Annotated in this window: 16 protein-coding genes; 5 read left to right on the top strand and 11 right to left on the bottom strand. The window is 68.6% G+C overall.

Features of this window, described 5'->3' with window-relative positions; all coding sequences use genetic code 11:
- Positions 1 to 2 precede the first annotated feature (2 nt).
- Positions 3 to 434, bottom strand: a complete 432-nt coding sequence (locus tag P0W64_RS12710) for a thioesterase family protein (RefSeq protein ID WP_275480492.1) — start codon at positions 432 to 434, stop codon at positions 3 to 5.
- Between the two features lie 168 nt (positions 435 to 602).
- On the opposite strand from P0W64_RS12710, the gene P0W64_RS12715 reads away from it, so the two are divergent.
- Both P0W64_RS12715 and P0W64_RS12720 read left to right on the top strand, forming a co-directional pair.
- Positions 603 to 1430 carry a hypothetical protein gene (locus P0W64_RS12715; RefSeq protein ID WP_275480493.1) on the top strand — a complete coding sequence of 276 codons (828 nt, stop codon included), beginning with the start codon at positions 603 to 605 and terminating at the stop codon, positions 1428 to 1430.
- Positions 1431 to 1632: 202 nt separating this feature from the next.
- Positions 1633 to 5421, top strand: coding sequence for a multifunctional oxoglutarate decarboxylase/oxoglutarate dehydrogenase thiamine pyrophosphate-binding subunit/dihydrolipoyllysine-residue succinyltransferase subunit (locus P0W64_RS12720; protein WP_275480494.1), 3789 nt, complete (start codon positions 1633 to 1635; stop codon positions 5419 to 5421).
- A gap of 71 nt (positions 5422 to 5492) precedes the next feature.
- Here P0W64_RS12720 and P0W64_RS12725 read toward each other — a convergent pair whose 3' ends face one another.
- Complete coding sequence (locus P0W64_RS12725; protein WP_275480495.1) at positions 5493 to 6164, bottom strand: TetR/AcrR family transcriptional regulator; 672 nt, start codon at positions 6162 to 6164, stop codon at positions 5493 to 5495.
- Between the two features lie 97 nt (positions 6165 to 6261).
- Between P0W64_RS12725 and P0W64_RS12730 the strand changes: the two genes are divergently transcribed.
- Positions 6262 to 7092, top strand: coding sequence for an SDR family NAD(P)-dependent oxidoreductase (locus P0W64_RS12730; protein WP_275480496.1), 831 nt, complete (start codon positions 6262 to 6264; stop codon positions 7090 to 7092).
- Here P0W64_RS12730 and P0W64_RS12735 read toward each other — a convergent pair whose 3' ends face one another.
- Positions 7093 to 7998 (bottom strand): hypothetical protein, encoded by a 906-nt coding sequence (locus tag P0W64_RS12735; protein ID WP_275480497.1) that lies wholly within the window; start codon positions 7996 to 7998, stop codon positions 7093 to 7095.
- Between the two features lie 60 nt (positions 7999 to 8058).
- Between P0W64_RS12735 and corA the strand changes: the two genes are divergently transcribed.
- Positions 8059 to 9126 carry a magnesium/cobalt transporter CorA gene (gene corA / locus P0W64_RS12740; RefSeq protein ID WP_275480498.1) on the top strand — a complete coding sequence of 356 codons (1068 nt, stop codon included), beginning with the start codon at positions 8059 to 8061 and terminating at the stop codon, positions 9124 to 9126.
- 1 nt (position 9127) lies between these two features.
- On the opposite strand, the gene P0W64_RS12745 is transcribed toward corA, so the two are convergent.
- Together P0W64_RS12745 and P0W64_RS12750 are read right to left on the bottom strand one after the other, a co-directional pair.
- The gene (locus tag P0W64_RS12745) at positions 9128 to 9925 is read right to left on the bottom strand and encodes an SGNH/GDSL hydrolase family protein (protein ID WP_275480499.1); all 798 of its coding nucleotides are present in this window, start codon (positions 9923 to 9925) and stop codon (positions 9128 to 9130) included.
- Between the two features lie 72 nt (positions 9926 to 9997).
- A complete protein-coding gene (locus tag P0W64_RS12750) occupies positions 9998 to 10600 on the bottom strand; it encodes a suppressor of fused domain protein (protein ID WP_343232855.1) in 603 nt (200 codons plus the stop codon).
- 26 nt (positions 10601 to 10626) lie between these two features.
- On the opposite strand from P0W64_RS12750, the gene P0W64_RS12755 reads away from it, so the two are divergent.
- On the top strand, positions 10627 to 11433 hold the full coding sequence (locus tag P0W64_RS12755) for a maleylpyruvate isomerase family mycothiol-dependent enzyme (RefSeq protein ID WP_275480500.1): 807 nt from the start codon (positions 10627 to 10629) through the stop codon (positions 11431 to 11433).
- 60 nt (positions 11434 to 11493) lie between these two features.
- On the opposite strand, the gene P0W64_RS12760 is transcribed toward P0W64_RS12755, so the two are convergent.
- From P0W64_RS12760 to P0W64_RS12785, 6 genes are read right to left on the bottom strand one after another with little or no spacing between them, the layout of a single operon-like run.
- The gene (locus P0W64_RS12760; protein ID WP_275480501.1) at positions 11494 to 12366 is read right to left on the bottom strand and encodes a chromosome partitioning protein ParB; all 873 of its coding nucleotides are present in this window, start codon (positions 12364 to 12366) and stop codon (positions 11494 to 11496) included.
- Positions 12356 to 13042 (bottom strand): metallophosphoesterase, encoded by a 687-nt coding sequence (locus P0W64_RS12765; RefSeq protein WP_275480502.1) that lies wholly within the window; start codon positions 13040 to 13042, stop codon positions 12356 to 12358. Before P0W64_RS12765 ends, P0W64_RS12760 begins: the two co-directional genes overlap by 11 nt.
- Before the next feature lie 13 nt (positions 13043 to 13055).
- Positions 13056 to 14237, bottom strand: coding sequence for a sn-glycerol-3-phosphate ABC transporter ATP-binding protein UgpC (ugpC, locus tag P0W64_RS12770; RefSeq protein WP_275480503.1), 1182 nt, complete (start codon positions 14235 to 14237; stop codon positions 13056 to 13058).
- A 23-nt stretch (positions 14238 to 14260) separates the two neighbouring features.
- On the bottom strand, positions 14261 to 15088 hold the full coding sequence (locus tag P0W64_RS12775) for a carbohydrate ABC transporter permease (protein ID WP_275480504.1): 828 nt from the start codon (positions 15086 to 15088) through the stop codon (positions 14261 to 14263).
- Positions 15089 to 15092: 4 nt separating this feature from the next.
- Entirely contained in the window at positions 15093 to 16181 is a 1089-nt protein-coding gene (locus P0W64_RS12780; RefSeq protein ID WP_275480505.1) for an ABC transporter permease subunit, read from the bottom strand.
- The gene (locus P0W64_RS12785; protein ID WP_275480506.1) at positions 16178 to 17608 is read right to left on the bottom strand and encodes an extracellular solute-binding protein; all 1431 of its coding nucleotides are present in this window, start codon (positions 17606 to 17608) and stop codon (positions 16178 to 16180) included. Before P0W64_RS12785 ends, P0W64_RS12780 begins: the two co-directional genes overlap by 4 nt.
- Positions 17609 to 17665: the final 57 nt, after the last annotated feature.

Consider the following 17665-nt stretch of genomic DNA (forward strand, 5'->3'; position numbering starts at 1 on the left):
GACTACCCCTCCGCCCGCAGCAATGGACCCAGCGCCGAGCGGATGGGGTCGGGGATAGGCACCGGGCGTCGCGTCTCACGGTCGACGAAGACGTGCACGAACCAGCCCTCCGCCGCCGGGTTCTGCCCGGAAGCCTCGCCGAACAGCGTGACCGCGTACGTGACACTGGACGAACCGAGCCGCACGACCTCGAGCCGCGCCGTCACCGTCTCGGGGAACGCGAGCGGCCCGTCGTAACGGCAGTGAGACTCCACACACAGCCCGATCACGGCTCCCCGGTGGATGTCGAGTCCGCCCTGCTTGATCAGGAAGCTGTTGATCACCGTGTCGAAGAAGCTGTAGTACTCGACATTGTTGACGTGCCCGTATACGTCGTTGTCCTTCCAGCGCGTGGGTATCTCGAGCGAGTACGGGACCGGTGTGGGCTGCGGCATGGTTGGAACCGTAGCGCGGCGGACCGACAGGATTCGACTTCGATTCCGCGGCACGGCGCTGCGGCCCCGAGCTCACCACGTGCCCGGATCGCGGGGAACCCGGCTCCGCACGGTGGTACCAAGGAGGACACGAGGCGGACAGCCCGCCCACAACACACAGGAGTCGCCATGGCCGCCCGTCGCAACCGCGACCGTTCACCCGCGATCACCGAATCCGACGCGATAGCGCAGCCCACCCGCCTGCCGGTCCAGGCCACCGCCCCGACCGGCGGCGCCGCCGGAGCGCTCGTCGACAACGCCGCGCGCCTACAGGCGCCCGCTGTAGCGAAGTACGTCGCCAAGCTCCGCGAGTCCCACCCGGACGAGTCGCCCGCCCAGATCATCACCCGCCTGGAGAAGCGGTTCCTGCTCACCGTCACGGGCACGGGCGGTGCCGCCGGAGCCACCGCCGCGGTCCCCGGCGTCGGCACCATCGCCGCGCTGGGCACGGTGGGCGCCGAGACCGTCGTGTTCATGGAGGCGTCGGCGCTGTACTCGCTGGCGGTCGCGGAGGTGCACGGCATCCCGATCGACGAGCGCGAACTACGCAAGGCCCTGGTCCTCACGTCGGTGCTGGGCGAATCGGGGCTGGGCGCCCTGCGCCGCACGGTCGGCGCGAAGAACGCGAACCTGATGAACCTCAAGAAGAACCCGCTTCAGATCCCGACGCTGAACAACCTCAATCAGCAGCTCATGAAGATGTTCACCAAGCGATTCCTCGCGAAGCGTGCGCCGCTGATGCTCGGAACGCTGCTGCCGGCCGGCATCGGACTGGTGGTCGGCGCCGGCGGTAACCGAGCCCTGGGTAAGGCCGTGATCCGCAACACCCGCGAGGCGTTCGGTCCGGCCCCCGCCGTCTGGACGGGCACGACGGTGGACGGTGCCGTCGTCCACACGCCCCCCGGCGACACCACCGGATCGGACCGCGGTCCGGCGCTCGGAGGCAACGCGGGTTGACCTTGGGAACACCGCGCTCCGCCGGCTCGTTGAATGACTCGGTGCCCTCGCTCGGGCATGCGTCGACCACCCGCCCGGGAATGTGGATGGATCTGACACGCCGCAAGCGAAGTGCACTACGCTGAACAAGCGGAAGCGTCACACCGACGTCTGTTGTGGCGTGCAATGGATGAGCGAAGTGGAATCGAGGCGAGACACTGCCGTGAGCAGCAGCTCTGTAGGGGAATTCGGCCAGAACGAGTGGTTGGTCGAGGAGATGTACGAGCGGTTCAAGGCCGACCCATCCACGGTCGACCCGAGCTGGCACGACTTCCTCGCGAACTACAGCCCTCCCGGTGAAGACGGAGCCGCCGCGAGCGCCTCCTCGAACGGCGCAGCCCCCGCCTCCGAGCCCACCACCACGAGCGCACCGAAGGCTGCCCCGCCGGCGGCGAAGGCATCGCAGGCGCCCACTACGTCGCAGGCGCCCGCGCCCAAGGCATCGCAGGCGCCCGCGCCCAAGACCGCGCCGAAGTCCACCCAGACGGCGGCCCCGGGGCCCGCAGCGGCCGCTACGCCCAAGCCGACCGCGGACGCGAAGCCGAAGGCAGCAGCCAAGACCGAGGAGTTCCCCGCCGAGGAGGAGAAGAAGATCCTCCGGGGCCCGGCCGCGGCCGTGGTCAAGAACATGAACATCAGCCTCGAGGTCCCGACGGCGACGTCGGTGCGCTCGATACCGGTCAAGGTCATGTTCGACAACCGCGTCGTCATCAACAACCACCTCGCCCGCACCCGCGGCGGCAAGATCAGCTTCACGCACATCATCGGTTACGCGATCGTCCAGGCGGTCAAGGCGTTCCCGAACATGAACCGGCACTTCGCCGAGGTCGACGGCAAGCCCAACGCCGTCACGCCGCCCCATGTGAACCTGGGCCTGGCGATAGACCTCGCGGGGAAGAACGGTTCCCGCAGCCTGGTCGTCGCCGCCATCAAGGCCACCGAGGAGATGGGCTTCGGGGAGTTCGTAGCCGCGTACGAGGACATCGTCCGGCGAGCACGCGACGCCAAGTTGACGGCCGAGGACTTCGCAGGGGTGACGATCTCGCTGACCAACCCCGGCGGCATCGGCACCGTGCACTCCGTCCCCCGCCTCATGAAGGGGCAGGGCGCCATCATCGGCGTGGGCGCGATGGAGTACCCGGCCGAGTTCCAGGGCGCGAGCGAGGAGACGCTCGCCAAGAACGCCGTGGGCAAGCTCACCACACTGACCTCGACCTACGACCACCGCATAATCCAGGGCGCCGAGTCCGGAGACTTCCTCCGGCACATCCACCAGATGATGCTCTCGGACGAGTTCTGGGACGAGATCTTCCGCGCCCTGCACATCCCGTACGAGCCGATCCGCTGGCGCCAGGACATCCCGAGCCACGGCGTCGACAAGGACGCGCGCGTCCTCGAGCTGATCGCGGCGTACCGTAACCGCGGCCACTTGATGGCCGACGTCGACCCGCTGCGCTACAACAACGACAGCCTCGAATCGCACCCCGACCTCAACGTGCTCACGTACGAGCTCACCCTCTGGGACCTGGACCGTACGTTCAACGTCGGCGGCTTCCACGGCAAGGAGCGGATGAAGCTCCGCGAGGTGCTGTCCGTGCTGCGCGACGCGTACTGCCGCCACGTGGGCGTCGAGTACACCCACATCCTCGAGCCCGAGCAGCAGAAGTGGCTGCAGGAGCGCGTCGAGAACAAGGCGATCAAGCCGACCGTCGCCGAGCAGAAGTACCTGCTGAGCAAGCTGAACGCGGCCGAGGCCTTCGAGACCTTCCTCGCGACGAAGTACGTCGGCCAGAAGCGGTTCTCGTTGGAGGGCGCCGAGTCCGTCATCCCCATGATGGACGGCGTGATCGACCAGTCCGCCGAGCACGTGCTCAACGAGGTCGTCATCGGCATGCCGCACCGCGGCCGCCTGAACGTTCTGGCGAACATCGTCGGCAAGCCGTACAGCAAGATCTTCACCGAGTTCGAGGGCAACCTGAACCCGGCACAGGCGCACGGGTCCGGCGACGTGAAATACCACCTCGGGGCCGAGGGCACCTACTACCAGATGTTCGGCGAGAACGAGATCAAGGTCTCGCTTGTCGCGAATCCCTCGCACCTGGAGGCCGTCGACCCGGTCCTCGAGGGCATCGTGCACGCCAAGCAGGACCTCCTCGCGCCCCCCGAGGGCGAGCATCCGGTTCTGCCGCTGATGTTGCACGGTGACGCCGCGTTCGCCGGCCAGGGTGTGGTTGCCGAGACGCTGAACATGGCGAACCTGGCGGGCTTCGACAACGGCGGCACGATCCACATCGTCGTCAACAACCAGGTCGGCTTCACCACGGCGCCGGAGAACTCGCGCAGCTCGCAGTACTGCACCGACGTCGCGAAGATGATCGGTGCGCCGATCTTCCACGTCAACGGCGACGATCCCGAGGCGTGCGTGTGGGTGGCCAAGCTGGCGGTCGACTTCCGTCAGCAGTTCGGCAAGGACGTCGTCATCGACCTCGTGTGCTACCGGCGCCGCGGCCACAACGAGGGCGACGACCCGTCGATGACTCAGCCGGGCATGTACGACGTGATCGATACCAAGCGCGGAGTCCGCAAGTCCTACACCGAGGCGCTGATCGGTCGCGGCGACATCTCGACCAAGGAGGCCGAGGACGCGATGCGCGACTACCAGGGGCAGCTGGAGCGCGTGTTCAACGAGGTGCGCGAGCTGGAGAAGTACCAGGCCGAACCGTCGCCGACGATCCTAGAGGACCAGGAACTGCCGACCCGCCTCGTCACGGCGATCACCAAGGAGGACATCGCCCGGATCGGCGACGCCTTCGTCGAAGTTCCGGACGGCTTCACGGTGCATCCGCGCGTCGCCCCGGTGACCAAACGCCGTAAGGAGATGTCTCGCGAGGGTGGCGTCGACTGGGCGTTCGGCGAACTGCTCGCGTTCGGTTCGCTCGTCGAGGAGGGCCGCACTGTGCGCCTCGCCGGCCAGGACAGCCGCCGCGGCACGTTCAGCCAGCGGCACTCCGTCCTGATCGACCGCTCCGACGGCCACGAGTACACGCCGCTCGACCATCTCGGACCCGACAGCGGCCCGTCGAAGGGCAAGTTCGAGGTCTACGACTCGGCGCTGACCGAGTACGCGGGGCTCGGCTTCGAGTACGGCTACTCCGTGGGCGACCCGCAGGCGCTCGTGTGCTGGGAGGCGCAGTTCGGCGACTTCGTCAACGGTGCACAGTCGATGATCGACGAGTTCATCAGCTCCGGCGAGGCCAAGTGGGGCCAGCTGTCCAACGTGACGCTGCTCCTACCGCACGGCCACGAGGGTCAGGGCCCCGACCACACGTCGGGCCGCATCGAGCGGTTCCTGCAGCTGTGCGCCGAGGGCTCGATGACGGTCGCGATGCCGTCCACGCCGGCGTCGTACTTCCACCTGCTGCGCCGCCACGCCCTCGACGGTGTGCGACGCCCGATGGTGGTGTTCACGCCGAAGTCCATGCTGCGCAACAAGGCCGTCGTGTCGCCGCTGCACGAGTTCACCGACGGCAAGTTCCGTTCGGTGCTCGACGACCCGCAGTTCGAGCAGGCCGGCGGCGATCGCAGCAAGGTCACCAAGCTGCTGCTGGTCTCCGGCAAGCTGTACTGGGAGCTGGCCGCGCGGCGCGCCAAAGACGGCCGCGAGGACGTCGCCATCGTCCGCCTCGAGCAGCTCTACCCGCTGCCGACCCGCCGCCTGCCGGCGACGCTGGACCTGTACCCGAACGCGAAGGACATCAGCTGGGTGCAGGAGGAGCCGGCCAACCAGGGCGCGTGGCCCACGTTCGGCCTCGCGCTGCCCGAGCTGCTGCCCGACCGTCTGGGCCGCCTGAAGCGGATCTCGCGGCGCCCCATGTCGGCCCCGTGCTCGGGCTCGTCGAAGGTGCACGCCGTCGAGCAGGCGCAGATCATCGACGAGGCGTTCACGCAGTAGTCGCGCGATCGACGTATCGGCCCCGGAACCGTGCGGTTCCGGGGCCGACCCGGCTCAGCCGGCTCAGCCGGTCAGCCGGCGACGGTGTCCTCGGCCGCATCGAGGTCCAGCCCGACCGCGCCGGCGATGGCCATGAAGACTGTGGCCAGGTGATCGACGATCTCGTCGCGGCTCATCCCGGCGAAGTCGGAGCCCTCGTCGAGCCAGTGCACCATCGTCTCCTCCACGACCGCGATCCAGCCGTGGATCGCCAGCACGAACCGCCGCGACCGCAGGACGCCGATCTCGTCCGCGATCGTCAGGAACTGAGCGACGATCTGCTCGCGGACGCCCTTGACGGCGCCGCGGATGCGCGGCTCGGACCAGCTGACGCCCGCGAGCATCGGCAACAGCGACTGCCTGTTCTCCACGATATGGTCGACGTACGCGCCGAGCGTGTCGGTGAGGATGGGCATCACCTCGGAGAGGTCCTCGGGCTGCCGGGACGGCGTCGCGACCTCGCCGACGATGCGGGCCTGCTCCTCGACGAGGGCGACCTGGAAGTCGAGTTTGGAATCGAAGTAGTGGAACAGCAGCCCGGCCGACACGCCCGCCTCGGCGGCGATCTCCTCGACCGACACCTGCTCGAGCGCGACGTTCTTGAGCCGCGCGAGCCCCAGGTCGATGAACTGTTGCCGCCGGGCCTCCGGACTCATCCGGGTCCGCTTGCGCCGTAGGGCACCGGCCACCGTCTTCCTCGTCACCTACTGAATCCTACTCAATAGCTCGTTGACATCCGAGGATTGCGCTCCATAGTGTGGGCCCACAACCCTCGGTCTCGACAGAGAGAAGTACATCGAAATGAAGGACTTCCGCGGCAAGGTCGCCGTGATCACCGGTGCGGCCTCCGGAATGGGCCGCGAGCTCGCCGTGGCGCTCGCGAAGGACGGCGCCAAACTGTCGCTGTGCGACTACGACCCCACGGGTCTCGAGCAGACCGCCGAGCTCGCCCGCGCCGCCGGCGCCGAGGTCCACACCAAGGTCGTGAACGTCGCAGAGCGCGAGCAGGTCCTCGCATACGCCGACGAGGTCGTCGCGCACTACGGCACCGTCAACCTGGTGTTCAACAACGCCGGCATCGCGCACCACGCACCTGTCGAGCAGACGTCGTTCAAGGACTACGACCGCGTCCTGGACATCGACTTCTGGGGCGTCGTCAACGGCACCAAGGCGTTCCTTCCGCATCTGATCGCGTCTGGCGACGCGCACATCATCAATACGTCGTCGCTGTTCGGCCTCCTCGGGGTGGGCGGCCAGAGCGCCTACAACGCCGCCAAGTTCGCGGTGCGCGGCTTCACCGAGTCGCTGCGCATCGAGATGCTGAGCACGCACCCGCACGTCGGCGTCACGTGCGTGCATCCCGGCGGCATCAAGACCGCGATCGCACGCAACGCAACGGTCGCCGAGGGCGCCAACCAGGCCGGCTTCGCCGCCTTCTTCGACAAGTACCTCGCGCGGACGTCGGCCGAGTCCGCCGCCGAGACCATCCTCAAGGGCGTGAAGCGGAACCGCGGCCGGGTCCTGATCGGTCCCGACGCACGCGTCCTCGACGCGATCGTCCGCATCGGCGGATCCGCATACGAGCGGGGCAGCGCGATCGTCGACAAGCGGCTCGCCAGCCGCCTGGGATAGCTACCTCAGCGGGTGCGCCTGCAGCCACGCGGCCGCCTCGTCGCCGGGTCTCGACTGTCCGGCGGCGACGCGGACCGTCATGGCAGCGAGGTCGCTCGTCGTCAGTTCGCCCGCGACGGCATTGAGCGCTCGCGCCTGCGTCGTGTTGACCCCGGACCGCCGGAACAGCGGGAGGATGCGGTTCGCGGGCAGCCGGCCCTCGTCGTCCGAGAGCATGCTCACGCTCGACGGGGCCTGGAGGCTACCCAGTCGAGCAGCGTCCGCGCGTCCTTCGAGCACCGCCCGCGCCGCGTCATCCGCCGTGGCGACCGTCAGCACCGACGAGAACCCGCAGCCGAAGGCACCGTCGACCGCCGACACCTTCGCTCCGCCGGGCACGGCCACCGCGCCGCGCATCTGCGCGCAGTCCGCGAGCTTCGACGCCCCACCCGGTCGGGCGTACAGCATCGGCTGGTCGACGGCCGGCGTCGGGTCGCCTGCGCCCAGGCCGTCGGGCAGCACGCCGGCGAGCCGCACGTACTGCCCGTCCCACTCCCCTGTCACCGTCGGGAGCGACGCCGGGTCCGCGCCGCCACGACCGAGGTAGCGACGCAACAGGTCCGCCGAAGCCGCCGGCGTCACCGAGACCGAACCCGCCTCCACCGCCGAGACGCCGGCGTCGGCTGCGCCGGTCAGGTCCCGCACCGTCACCCTCCCCCCGCTGCCGCCCAGAGCTCCCGCGTAGAGCCGCGCGGCTATGCGGTCGACGGGCGACGGCCCGGCCCCGATCACGATGTTCGGAGCGGGAGGAGGCGTGCCCAGATCGGACGCGTCCCCGACGTCTGAACAGCCCGCGGCGACGGCGACCACGCACACTGCCGCCGCCGCTGCGGCGATACCGCGGTGGTACGGGACGCTTCTTCTCACGCCCCATTTCTACCGTCCGGCGCGACGGGCGGACCCGGCGGGCGCGGTTATGATGCAGCCATGCCCTCGCTCCCTCGGCCCGGGATCCGCCGCGAAGCCGATGCCGTCCCCGCGATCCGCGTCCCGGTGGCGCGAGCCGTGGTGGACTGCGGCGTGTACGTCGACGGTGTCCGCCTACCCGGCCGCTTCGGCTATGCCGAGGCCATAGAAGAGGTCCGCAAGCGCGGCCAGGGCTACGTCTGGGTCGGCCTGCTCGATCCCGATCAGCACCAGATGGACGAGGTGTCACGCGTTTTCGGCGTGCACCCGCTGACCGTCGAGGACACCCTCGTCACGCACAGCCGCCCCAAGGTGGATCGCTTCGACGACACGATGTTCCTCATCGTCAAGACCGTGAACTACGTGGGGCACAACAGATCCGACCCGATGGGGCGGATCGTGGAGACCGGCGAGGTGATGGTGCTCGTCGGCCCCGATTACGTGATCACGGTTCGGCACGGCGAGCACGGGAGCCTGCGCCGCGTCCGACGCTCGATGGAGGGGCGCGCGGACATGCTCGCGCTCGGCCCGACCGCCGTCATGCACGCCGTCACAGACCATGTGGTCGATAGCTACGTGGCCGTCTCCGATCTCATCGAGGACGACATCGACAACCTCGAGGAGGAGGTGTTCCGCGCAGGCAGCAGCCCGCAGATCGACGAGATCTACCAGCTCAAGCGCGATGTCGTCGAGCTGCGCCGCGGCATCGCGCCCCTGTCCTCTGCGCTGCGCCGCCTCACCACCGAGTTCGGCGACCTGGTGCCGTCCGAGATCGAGCGCTACTTCTCCGACGTGCTGGACCACCAGGCGCTGGTCTCCGATCACATCGAGACGTACAACGACGTCCTCAGCTCGCTCATAGACGCGGCGCTGGCGCGGATCAGTATGCAGCAGAACAACGATATGCGCCGGATCTCGGCGTGGGTGGGCATCGTCGCCGTACCGACCATGATCGCCGGCGTCTACGGCATGAACTTCGACAACATGCCCGAACTCCATTGGCACTACAGCTATTACGCGGTTCTCGCGCTCATGCTGGTCGCCTGCGTCGGGCTCTACACCGTCTTCCGCAAGGTGAAGTGGCTGTAACTCACGCGCCAGAATCGAGCGGCGACGGTGAAGCCTGCCCGAACGGGAGCGGCTGCGGACGCTTGGCCGTGCGGCCATCGCCGGTGGACACCCCGCGCAGTCGGCGCAGCACCCACGGACCGAGAACCACGGCCACCCAATCGATATCGGCGAGCAGGCGCGCCGAACCGGACGTCGGGACCGCGCCGGGCAGCGGATGCGTCCACGCATCGTCGGCACCTTCGAGCCCCAACGCCTCGGCCGCGGCCAGAGCGAACCGCTCATGTCCCAGAGCCGATCCGTGTAGGCGGTCGGGACTCCACATCCGTAGGTCCACCATCGACGGAGCCGAGTACAGGTCGACCAGGTGCAGGCCGTACTCGTCCGCCGCGCGGCGGATGCGCGCGTTGAGCGCCTCGACCCGGCCGGCGAAGAAGCGGGCCGCCGGGATGATCTCGCGGATGTTCGGGAATGTGGTGGTCAGTACCGTCGCACCGGTCTCGGCGAGCCGTCGGTACATCGCATCCATGAGATCCAATGCGGGACCCATGTCGGTGGTCAGCGCCGTTGCATCGTTCATGCCGACGCAGACGCCCACGAGGTCTGGCTCCATAGCCAGCGCCGCGGCGAACTGCTCATCGTGGATCTCCGCGATCCGTCGAGAACGCACCGCCAGGTTGGCGTACTCGATGCCCGGATCGTCGACGGCGAGGCGCTCGGCGAGCCGATCCGCCCAGCCGCGCAACCCGCTGCCGTCGTCACCATCCCAGAGGCCCTCGGTCTGACTGTCGCCGATGGCGACGAAACGACGGAAGCGCATCCCACTATTGTGCCGTGTCCCGGCGCGAGACCGGGGCACCGCTTGCCCACGCGTCTAGGTCGCGCCCCCGCGCTATACCTGATTCGCCGCGGCGCGGGCCGGGTCGGCCGGATCGATGGACGCCTCGGCCCACGCCTCACGGAGGGCATCCGCGCCCTTGAGACGCACCCATGCCGCCTCGTTCGCGGTGATCGGCACGGCGCGGAGGAAGCACACCTGCGATCCCGCGGGAATCGAGAGGTCCGGCACGTCCGACTCCGCGAGCAACACCGCCGTGAACGGCGCACCCTCCCACAGCGGCGCCGAGAGGTCGACGAGCGCATCGGGACCCAGCACCAGCCCCTCGACGGCCGGTGACGCCGCGAGTAGGGCGACCGTGCGGTGCGCGCCCCGCAGTTCGGCCTGGTCCGGAGTGCGTGGCGTCAGCTCGAGCAGTACCTCGGCGCGCGGCCCGTCGTCGGACGGCGCGAAGTCCGACGGATCGGTCATCGCGTGGCGGGAGCAGCCGACGGAGGCGAACACGATGGTCGGCACCCCCTCGACGACGCCGGCCCAGCGCATCACCTCGACGGGCTCGACACCGAGGAACGTCAGCGATGCCGACACCGGCGCGTCGAAGCCACGCTGCGCCTGGTACTCCAGGAGGTGCTCTCGGACCCGGTCCACGGTGCTCACGCCAACCGACCCTATAGGGTCGGGCAATGCCCTCGACCGAGCTGTCCGCCCTCGTCGAGACCTGGTGGCGCAGCGCCCAGGATCTTGTCGCACTGCTCGACGACCTCCCCGAGTCCGACTTCGCCCGCCCCACCGATCTCGCGGGGTGGGACGTCCGCGCCGTCGCCGGGCACGTCGCCCACCTCGAGTCGATCCTCGTGGGCGGTCCGCACGAGACCGCCGACGTGCCGAGCGCCCCGCACATCACCGGCCCGATGTCGGCGTTCACCGAAATCGGCGTGCTCAACCGCAGGGACCACACGGGCGCCGAGATCGCCAGAGAGATAGGCGAGATCACCGCGCGTCGGCACGCGGCCCTCCTCGCCGATCCACCCGGCGATCCCGACGCGCCGGCGCCCGGCGTCTTCGGCGCGCTCGGCTGGTCTATGCGCACCCTGCTGCGCAACCGCCCGCTCGACGTCTGGATGCACGAACAGGACATCCGGCGCGCGGTCGGTCGCCCCGGAGGAATGGACACTCCCCCGGCCCGGCACGTCGTCGAATACCTCTCGGAGAGCCTGGGCTTCGTACTCGGCAAGAAATGTGACCTCACCCCGGGCACGACGGTGACCCTCGACGTCGATGGGCACGTCACCACCGCCACGGTCGACGACGCCGGGCGTGGACGCCTGCTTCCCGAGCCGCCTGCTGGGGGCCTGCGGATCACCACCGACCGCGAGTCGTTCATCCTTCGTGCGGGCGGCCGACGCGAGGTGCCCATGGACCGCTTCGCGGTCGTGGGTGACCACGACCTCGCTACCCGGATCGTCGCCGCACTGGCTGTCACGCCGTAACGGCCTCGCGCCCGGCTCCCCACTGGTCGCCGCGATCGTCCGCGCCGAGTGAGCGCAGCGTCAGAAGAACCGCCCCGGCGCCCATCCGTGGGCGCGTGCCTGCTCGGACACGGCGTCCATGATCTCCTCGCTCCACGCGTGGCGCCGCACCAGCCGGTACCGCTCACACGCGACGAAGAGATACAGCTCCGCATCCGTGGCCTCGGGCAGAATCTCCGCCGCGCGGGCCATACGCACGACCGGCAGGAACTCCTCACCGAACCAGCGTCGCGCGACCTCGGGCCTCCCGGCGAACTCGCCGGTCTCCTGCATGAGCCGGAATCCCCAAGCCTCCACGGATTCCGCAAGCCTGCTGTAGTCCCACCCGTCGCTCATCCGCACGGCGTCACGCTGCGCACCGTCGAGCGGCACCCGCGAGAGGAACAGTCTCCGATGGTCTTTGACGAGGAGGTCCGAGCGCGCGTTCACACCCGTGGCGGATACGCGCGTGACCACCTCGGTGACGTACGCATCGATGGTCTCGAAATGCCGCGCGAACGCGATGGACACCCGGTGGTGCCCGTCCACCACGAAATGCATGTCCCCCACCCGCTTCACGACGATCGGCGGCATCGACTCCCCGCGCCGCTGCGCTGCGGCGAGCCGCAGCCAGCGCGCGCGGAGCGCAGGATTGATCGGCCGGAAATAGCGATCGAAATCACCCGTGCGGTCCACGCTCCCGACGATCGACGCCACCTCGATCACCTGTAGGCCGAGGTTCCGCTCGGACACCAGCCCCAGCGCCGCGATCACCTCGTCGTAGGGGAGCACCTCCGCGACGTCGCCCGGCTGCCGCATGATCCACGCGGCCAGCCGCGCCAGCGACGCCCGGCGCCGCGCCCGGTCGAAGTCGGCGCGCGCGTCCGCATCGGGAAAACCCGTGTCACGCGCCATATCTGCGCTCCTGAACCGATACCCCCGACGTGTCGCCACCCGGCGTGACATCGAAGTACGTGTACCCCACCGTGTTCAGCACCGGCACCTCGCCGCCCGGCACCGGCACAGCGAGGTCTGCCGGCCGCCGGCCGTGTGGGTGCACGTGACCGTGGACGAACACCTGCGGGCGCAGCCGCGCGACGAGCTTTCCCACACAGGCGAACCCCAGGTGCGGGGCGTCGGGACCATCGCCCACCCCGGCGGCCGGCGCGTGCGTCAGGACGACGTCTACGGGACCACGACGGGCGGCACGCGCACGCAATCGCCACGCGCGGCGCGCCTGGGCCGCCTCCGTCCACTGATTCGGCCCACCGCTGTAGCGGATGCAGCCGCCGAGCCCCGCAACGGTCAGGCCCGCGACCCGCACGACGGCACCGTCGGCGGAGATGCCGCCGCGCGGTCCGGGCGGCTCAGCCGGCATCCCGGCCCGAACGAAACCTCTTGCGGTCCAGCGGTACCCGCTCATATCGGGATCGTGGTTGCCGGGCACGTACACAAGCGGAACCGAGTACCGATCGACCAGTGCCTCGAGGTACCCCGCCGGAAGATCGCCGGCACCCAGTATCACGTCCGGTTGCAGGCGACAGGTGCCCGCCGTCAGCGACACGACCTCTTCGTCGCTGACCGCCAGCACCCGTACCGCCAACCTACACAGCCAGATTCGCGCCCGAGTGCTGGTCGAACACCGAGATCTTGGAGGGGTCGTAGTAGAGGTCCACCTGACCGCCGCGGGTCGCCCCGGACTCCGCCGAGAGACGGGCAACCACCTCGTCGGTCGAGAAGTCCGAACCGGTATCCGCGGCGATCTCGTTGAGCGCCTCGGCCGACGCGCCGGCACCTGCACCGTCGAGAGCGAAGTGCACGTACTTGTCCGAGCCCATCGACTCCAGAACGTCCACCCGCGCGGGGAACGTCAGGCCGGAGGTCCGCTGGTGCGGCTCGAGCAGGCGCGCGTCCTCGAAGTGCTCGGGGCGGATGCCGACGATGACCTCGCCCGTCTTGTTACCCGCCTCGGAGGCCCGCTGCCCCAGTGCCGCCGCGGTGGCCAGCGGGATCTCGCCGATCGCCGTGGCGATCCCGTTCCCTGTGAGCCGTCCGGGTAGGAAGTTCATCGACGGCGAGCCGATGAACCCCGCCACGAAGAGGTTCAGCGGCCGGTCGTACAGCTCCTGCGGAGCGCCGATCTGCTGAACGACGCCGCCGCGCAGTACCACTACGCGGTCGCCCAGCGTCATGGCCTCGGTCTGGTCGTGCGTGACGTACACCATGGTGGTCCCGAGGCGCTTCTGGAGCCGCGAGACCTCGGTGCGCATCTGCACGCGGAGCTTGGCGTCGAGGTTGGACAAGGGCTCGTCCATCAGGAACGCCTTGGGGCTGCGGACGATCGCGCGGCCCATCGCGACGCGCTGCCGCTGGCCTCCGGACAGTTGGCTGGGCTTGCGGTCGAGGTGCGCGGTCAGGTCGAGGGTGCGCGCCGCGTCCTCCACCTTGGCCGCGACCTCCGCCGATGGCACCTTGGCCAGCTTGAGCGGGAACGCGATGTTCTCGCGCACGCTCATGTGCGGGTACAGCGCGTAGGACTGGAAGACCATCGCGATGTCGCGGTCCTTGGGCGCACGGTCGTTGACCCGCTCGCCGGCGATGCGCAGCTCGCCGGAGCTGATGTCCTCCAGCCCGGCGATCATGTTGAGGGTCGTGGACTTACCGCAGCCGGAGGGCCCGACGAGGATGATGAACTCCCCGTCTGCGATCTGGATGTCTATGTCGTTCACCGCGTGCGAGCCGTCGGGATACGTCTTGCTCACGTGGTCGAGGACGATGTCTGCCATGTCGATTGCTCCTTGTAAGCGGATCAGCCCTTGACCGCACCGGACGTCAGCCCGGCCACGATGCGTCGCTGGAAGATCAGGACGAAGACGATGATGGGAATGGTGACGATCACCGCGGCCGCGGAGATCGATCCGGCGGGTTGCTCGAACTGCGAGCTGCCGGTGAAGTTCGCGATGGCGACGGGTGCCGTCGTCGCGGCGTCCGTGGACGTCAGCGACAACGCGAACAGTAGGTCGTTCCAGGCGAAGATGAACACCAGGATCGCGGCGGTGACGACGCCGGGAGCGGCCAGCGGGGCGATCACCTTGCGGAACGCCTGCGCCGGCGTGGCGCCGTCCATCTTCGCCGCCTTCTCCAGCTCCCACGGGATCTCACGGAAGAACGCCGACAGTGTGTACACCGTGAGCGGCAGCGCGAACGTGATGTAAGGCAGGATCAGCCCGGGCCACGTGTCGAACAGGTGCAGCTTCCGCTCCAGGTTGAACAGCGGCGTGATCAGGGAGACCTGCGGGAACATAGCGATCAGCAGCGCGGCGCCGACGAACAGCTTCTTGCCCGGGAAGTCCAGGCGTGCAACGGCGTACGCGGCGAATGTCCCGATCAGCACCGCGATCGCGGTGGAGATGAGGGCGATACCGATCGAGTTGATCAGCGGCCGCACGAAACCGGTCCCGGAGAAGATCGCCGAGTAGTTGTCGAGTGTGAACGCCTTGGGGATCAGCGAGCCGTCGCCGACTGTTGCGGTCGTCTTGAACGACAGCGAAAGGATCCACAGCACCGGGAACAGCGCGTAGATCACCACTAGCAGGTCGACGACGCTCCATGCGATTTTGCGTCCTGTGGTTGCCACCTGCCTACCGCCTCTCTTCCGAGTCGGCGCCCGGCACGGCGGTGCCGAAGGCCTTGACGAATATGAACGCGATGATCGCGACACACACGAAGATGAGAACCGAGATCGCCGATCCCATACCGAGATTGAAGGCCTTGAACAGGTTGTCGTAGCCGAGGATCGATACCGAGCCGGTCTTGTTGCTGCCGTTGGTGAGGATGTAGATATTGTCGAAGATCCGGAACGCGTCGAGCGTGCGGAACAGCAGCGCCACCAGGATCGCCGGCTTCATGAGCGGCAGGATGATCTTGACCAGGCGCGTCCAGGCCCCGGCGCCGTCCATCGCAGCCGCCTTCAGCAGGTCGTCCGGCACCAACGCGAGGCCCGAGAGCAGCAGCAGCGCCATGAACGGCGTCGTCTTCCACACCTCCGCGAGGATGACGATGAAGAGCGAGGGCCACTGCTGCGTGAGCGGCGCGTTGCCGTCGGGTAGCAGGTTCGCGAGGTACCCCGTCCCCGGCGTCCACGCGTAGAACCAGGAGAACGCCGCGACCACGGTGACGATGCCGTAGGGGATCAGCACAACGGTGCGCACCAGGCCCCTGCCGACCAGCGACCGGTGCATCACCAGGGCTATGGCGAGGCCGAGCACGAACTCGATCACCACCGACACGACGGTGATGAACATCGTCACGCCGAACGCCGTCCACCAGTATCCGTCGGTGAGCACCGTCGAGTAGTTGGAGAACCAGACCAGCTCGTCCCTGCCCGGGTAGGCCAGCGACGACTTGTGCAGGCTCAGCCAGAACGCGTAGACGATCGGGTAAGCGGTTACCAGCAGCATGACGATCGCGGCGGGCGCTATGAGCAGCAGCCCCAACTTCCGCTCGGCCCGCTTGCCCTCCGACAGCGCGGCTTTCGGAACCTTGCCGCGCTTCGCGGGCGCGACCGCGGTCGCCGTCCCGACACCCGAAGCCGACGGCGCGAGCCCGGTCCCGGACGGTCGCGGGCCGGGCGGTACCGCAGGCTCCGGAACGCTCGGCTGCGCCGGCATCCGGCGAGTCACGTCGTCCGAGGGATCCGGCATGGCGTGCCGGCCGCCTGAGTCGCTCATGGGATCAGTCCCTTCTGGCTCAGCGCCTTCTCGGCGGCATCGCTGAGCGTGTTCGCCAACGCCGAGGGGTCCCAACTGCCGACGGGACTGAGTTTGGCCTGCAGCAACGTCGACATCGCCTGGTAGAGCGGTGTCGGTGACCGCACCGCGGCCGTGTCGTCCTGCAGCTGCGCCTTGATGATGCCCGCCATCGGGTAGGCCTTGACGAAGTCCGGGTCGTCGTACAGCGACGGCAGGACCGGCGGCGTGCCGCCCGACAGCGCGTACTGCTTCTCGGCCGCCGTATTGGTCAGGCAGTCGATCGCGGCGAACGCGAAGTCCGGGTAGCGGCTCGTGGACGACACCGCGAAGTTGACGCCGCCGATGGTGTTCTTGGCGGGCTTACCCGCCTGCACCGACGGGTACGGCGCGAAGTCGAACTTCTTCTGGATGAGCGCGTTCATCTCGCGCAGCTGCGCATCCGACGGCTCCTTGACCGACGCCGCGTACTTCTTCAGCTCCGGCAGGAACGGCACCGCGCCGCCCGCCGCATTCTCGCGGATGCCGGCGAACACGAACGGCCAGTTCACCTGGAAGAGCGCCTTGCCGGCCTCCATCGCCAGACGGCCGTCGTTCTCTTTGAGCTGAGTGAACGACGGGTCGTGGCCCGGAGCCGTCGCAACCTGCTTCATGATCGTGAGCGCCTTGACGGTCGCGGCCCGATGCTCGGGGGTGTCGGTGAGCGTGACGGTCTTGCCGTCGTCGGCCACCATCTTGCCGCCGGCACTCTCGAGCAGCGTGTTGAACCACACGACCAGGCCCTCGTACTGCGCGGCCTGCGACTCGATCTGCGCGGGACCGCCGATCGCACGGCTCTTCTGCGCGTAGTCGAGGATCTGATCCCAGGTCAGCTGGGGCGGTTTGGTGATCTTCTTGCCGAGGACCTTCTCGAGCGAGTCCTTGCGGTACCAGAGCAGCTGGGTGTTGGTCCACGCCGGAACGGCGTAGAGCTTATCCTGCCACATCGCCGTCTTGAGCGGGCCGGGAAGGACCTTGTCCTTGATGTGCGCGGCCACGTCGTCGGGTGCCTGCCGTGCCCAGCCGGCTTCGGCGAACTCGGCCGTCCAGGTGACGTCCATGCCCATGATGTCGAGCGTCTTGTCGTTACCCGTGACTCGGCGCGCCAGCTGGAGTCGCTGGCCGTCGGCGTCCTTCGGCAACGCGTAGACCCTCAGGTCGTACTGCGGGGTCGTGCATTTCGGCGCGACGTCCGCGATGGTCGATGCGCCGTCGGCGGGGGCGTACACACTCAGCGTCGGCCGCCCGCCTCCGCTCCCGCATGCGACCAGCGTCGCACCCATAACCGCGGCCAGCGCCGCCGCCCCGGAGCGCGTGCGCCACGACCTGCGCACACCGCCCCTCCCGGGCACCCTGTCTCTCACGGACACACCGCCTCCTAGTAGCCCACTCCCCGTGACGGAACGCTATCGGACCACCCGGGTGAG

This window comes from Tsukamurella sp. 8F (assembly GCF_029167375.1).
Lineage (GTDB): Bacteria > Actinomycetota > Actinomycetes > Mycobacteriales > Mycobacteriaceae > Tsukamurella.

Bases quoted from the DNA above. Each gene is read 5' to 3' on its own strand.
- P0W64_RS12715 (WP_275480493.1), top strand. From the start codon at position 603: ATGGCCGCCCGTCGCAACCGCGACCGTTCACCCGCGATCACCGAATCC.
- P0W64_RS12760 (WP_275480501.1), bottom strand. From the start codon at position 12,366: ATGGCGCGTGACACGGGTTTTCCCGATGCGGACGCGCGCGCCGACTTC.
- P0W64_RS12730 (WP_275480496.1), top strand. From the start codon at position 6,262: ATGAAGGACTTCCGCGGCAAGGTCGCCGTGATCACCGGTGCGGCCTCC.
- ugpC (WP_275480503.1), bottom strand. From the start codon at position 14,237: ATGGCAGACATCGTCCTCGACCACGTGAGCAAGACGTATCCCGACGGC.
- P0W64_RS12745 (WP_275480499.1), bottom strand. From the start codon at position 9,925: ATGCGCTTCCGTCGTTTCGTCGCCATCGGCGACAGTCAGACCGAGGGC.
- corA (WP_275480498.1), top strand. From the start codon at position 8,059: ATGCCCTCGCTCCCTCGGCCCGGGATCCGCCGCGAAGCCGATGCCGTC.
- P0W64_RS12710 (WP_275480492.1), bottom strand. From the start codon at position 434: ATGCCGCAGCCCACACCGGTCCCGTACTCGCTCGAGATACCCACGCGC.
- P0W64_RS12780 (WP_275480505.1), bottom strand. From the start codon at position 16,181: ATGAGCGACTCAGGCGGCCGGCACGCCATGCCGGATCCCTCGGACGAC.
- P0W64_RS12755 (WP_275480500.1), top strand. From the start codon at position 10,627: ATGCCCTCGACCGAGCTGTCCGCCCTCGTCGAGACCTGGTGGCGCAGC.